This window comes from Streptomyces calidiresistens (genome assembly GCF_014141525.1).
Taxonomy (GTDB): Bacteria; Actinomycetota; Actinomycetes; order Streptomycetales; family Streptomycetaceae; genus Streptomyces; species Streptomyces calidiresistens.
Map to the genome: position 1 here is coordinate 1 of NZ_VKHS01000712.1, position 2,827 is coordinate 2,827.

General features: G+C 71.9%; 2 protein-coding genes. One reads left to right on the plus strand and one right to left on the minus strand.

What is annotated here, in order from left to right; genetic code table 11:
- Positions 1-868: hypothetical protein (locus tag FOE67_RS21815; RefSeq protein ID WP_182666546.1), on the plus strand; the 868-nt coding region annotated here is incomplete at its 5' end.
- Positions 869-1,023: 155 nt separating this feature from the next.
- Here FOE67_RS21815 and FOE67_RS21820 read toward each other — a convergent pair.
- Positions 1,024-2,790, minus strand: a complete 1,767-nt coding sequence (locus tag FOE67_RS21820) for a chitinase (protein WP_182666547.1) — start codon at positions 2,788-2,790, stop codon at positions 1,024-1,026.
- Positions 2,791-2,827 lie beyond the last annotated feature (37 nt).

Consider the following 2,827-nt stretch of genomic DNA (forward strand, 5'->3'; position numbering starts at 1 on the left):
GACCGAGGGGGAGGACGCGGGGGAGGACGAGGTGGTCGAGTGCGAGGAGCGACGGCTCGCCGACGGTTCCGTGCTCTCGGTGGCCCGGTGGGAGACCGTGGCGCCCCCGGTCGACATCCTCGGTGGCGAGGGGTTCGCCACCCGCACCCTGGAGGCGCTGCTCCAGAGCCCCGGCGGGCCGGACGGGGAGGGGCCCGGCAGCCGGAGGCTGCTGTTCTCCCTGACCAAGGAGGTGGCGGAGCCGGAGGAGCTGGAGGACTATGTCTTCCCGATCAACCGCGACACCCTGGAGGAAATCGTCCTCGCCCCCGTCTGGCAGAAGGTCCTCGACGAGGTGGACGTCCGGTACGGATCGCCCGGGGAGGAGAGCGAGGAGGACGAGGAGGAGTGGGAGCCGCCGAGCGCCGAGAAGGCCGCCGAGGTCCGTGAGCACCTGGCCGGCCTCCTCCCCGAGGGTATCGACCTGACCGAGCATCCGGGGGAGCCGATGTTCCTGCCCGGTGTGGTGCTGGACGACGGGGCCGGTGCCGTGCGGGCCGATCTCGACTTCGGACCGGAGGGTTTCCTCGTCGGTGGCGACGACCCCGCCTTCGGTCTCGACGACCCGGTGGCCGACTGCGTCGAGGAGCCCCGAACCGACGGTCTGCGAGTGGCGGTCTGCACCCTTGCCGACACCGCGTACGGCCCGGAGACCCTGTGGTGGGCGCATGCCCTGCACCCCGACGGGTTCCGCGTCGAGTTCACGTTGATCAACGCCCCCGACCACGGCGAGGAGCCGATCCGGGAGGACATGCCGCTCTCGACGGACGACCTGGTGCGCGTCGCCGTCGATCCGGGCTGGCGGGAGGTGATGGGGTCCGGGGAGTGAGGGTCCCCGGGGCCGGGCGGCTCGGTTCGCCGGTCCCGGTGTCCGCCCCCGACGGGCGGACACCGGGACGGCCGTCGGCCCGATCCGGCTCGGGCCGTCGGCCGGGCCGGTGCGGGGGCGCCGCAGGCCACCCCCGCACCGGGGTTCGGGAGGGCTCAGGACAGGCCGCGCACGTGCGGGCCGACCACCGAGGACCAGGCGTACCCGGAGTGGGCGTCCCAGTTGGTGGACCAGGTCATGGCCCCCCGGAGTTCGGGGTAGAGCCGCGGCGGGGTGAAGGAGCCACAGTTGGTGCCCCGGGTCAGGCAGTCCAGGGCCCGGTTGACCGTCTCGGGGGAGACGTAGCCGTTACCGGCCGCGCGCGGCGAGGCCGGGACCCCGATGCCGACCTGGGAGGCGTCCAGCCCGCTCTCCAACTGGATGCAGGCCAGGGCGGTGAGGAAGTCGACGCTCCCGACCGAGTACACCCGGTTGTCACAGCCCATCATGCTGCCGCTGTTGTAGTACTGCATGTTGACCACCGTCAGGAAGTCCCGGGTGTTCAGGGCCAGCTTGAAGTACTCGGTGCCGGTGTGCTGCATGTCGATGGTCTGCGGGGCCATCGTGTAGACGAGGTCGTCCCCGACGGCGGCGTGGATGTCCCGCATCGCCTGCGTCAGGTACGTGGCGTTGATGCCGTGTTCGAGGTCGATGTCCACCCCGTCGAAGCCGTACTCGTCCATCAGGGCGAGGGTGCTGTCGGCGAAGCGCCGCGCGGAGGCCGCGTCGTTGATGATGACGTTGCCCACCTCGCCGCCGACCGAGATGATCACCGAGACGCCCTCGGCCTGCTTGGCGGCGATGTCGTCCTTGAACTCCTGCTCCGAGGAGTAGCCCAGCGAGGGGTCGAGGTTGAACTCGATCTCACCGGTACGGGGTGTGGCGTCCGCGAAGGAGACCGCGATGATGTCGAAGTCCCTCGGCACGTCCCGCAGCTTCTGGATCACCGAGTTGTTGTCGAAGTTGTGCCAGTAGCCGGTCACCGCGTGACGGGGCACGCCGGAGCCGTTCCCGCCGCCGGTCGCCGGGCGGGTGGTCGCCGAGACCTCGGCGGAGGGAGCGGACTCACCGCCCGCGTTCTCCGCCGTCACCCGCAGCCGGTAGGTGGTGTCCGGGGTGAGCCCACCGACGGTGACGGAGGTGCCGGTCACGGTCTGCCGTCGTTCACCGTTCACCGCCACGTGGTAGCGCTCGGCGCCCTCGACGGCCTGCCACTCCAGGGAGACGGAGGTGGGGGTGGTGCCGCTGACGCCCACCCCGCCGGGAGCGGCGGGCGGGTCGGTCGGCGGATCCACGGGCGGATCCCCCGGTCCGCCCTCACCCGGTTCGCCGGCCAGCACGAGGTCGTCCACCAGGTAGGTGTCGGTGCCGTACCAACCGTGGGTGAAGACGGTCAGTTCCTCGGTGCCCGGGCCGGTGGTCACCGTCAGACTCAGCTCCTGCCAGGTGCCCGCCCCGGGGGTCCAGGTGGAGACCTGTTCGGTGCCGGGGCCCACCGCGCCGAGGAAGGTGTAGCCACCCCGCACCCAGCCGCTGAGTCGGTACTCGGAGCCCGGCCGCACACTCACCGTCTGCTCGCAGCGGGCGTTGTCGGAACCGGCCGGTGCGGCGGCCAGGGCGCCGCTCCCGCTGCGCACCGGATCCGACACCACGGAGCCGGAGTTCGCGCTGCAGGTCCAGCCGCTGAGGCCGGACTCGAAGCCGGGATTGACGAGCAGGTTGTCGGCGGCGTTCGCGTCGATGGTCGTCTCGTCGGCCGTCGCGATACCGGGCAGGCCGGTGAGGAGCAGCGCGCCGGCCGCGCTCCCGGTCGCCAGGGCGGCGACCAGTCGACCGCGGCGGGGGCGTCGGCGGGCGGATCGGTCGAACCGGTGTGGTGTCACGTCGTGGGTCTCCCTGCGTGTGGGGTGATGGGAAACG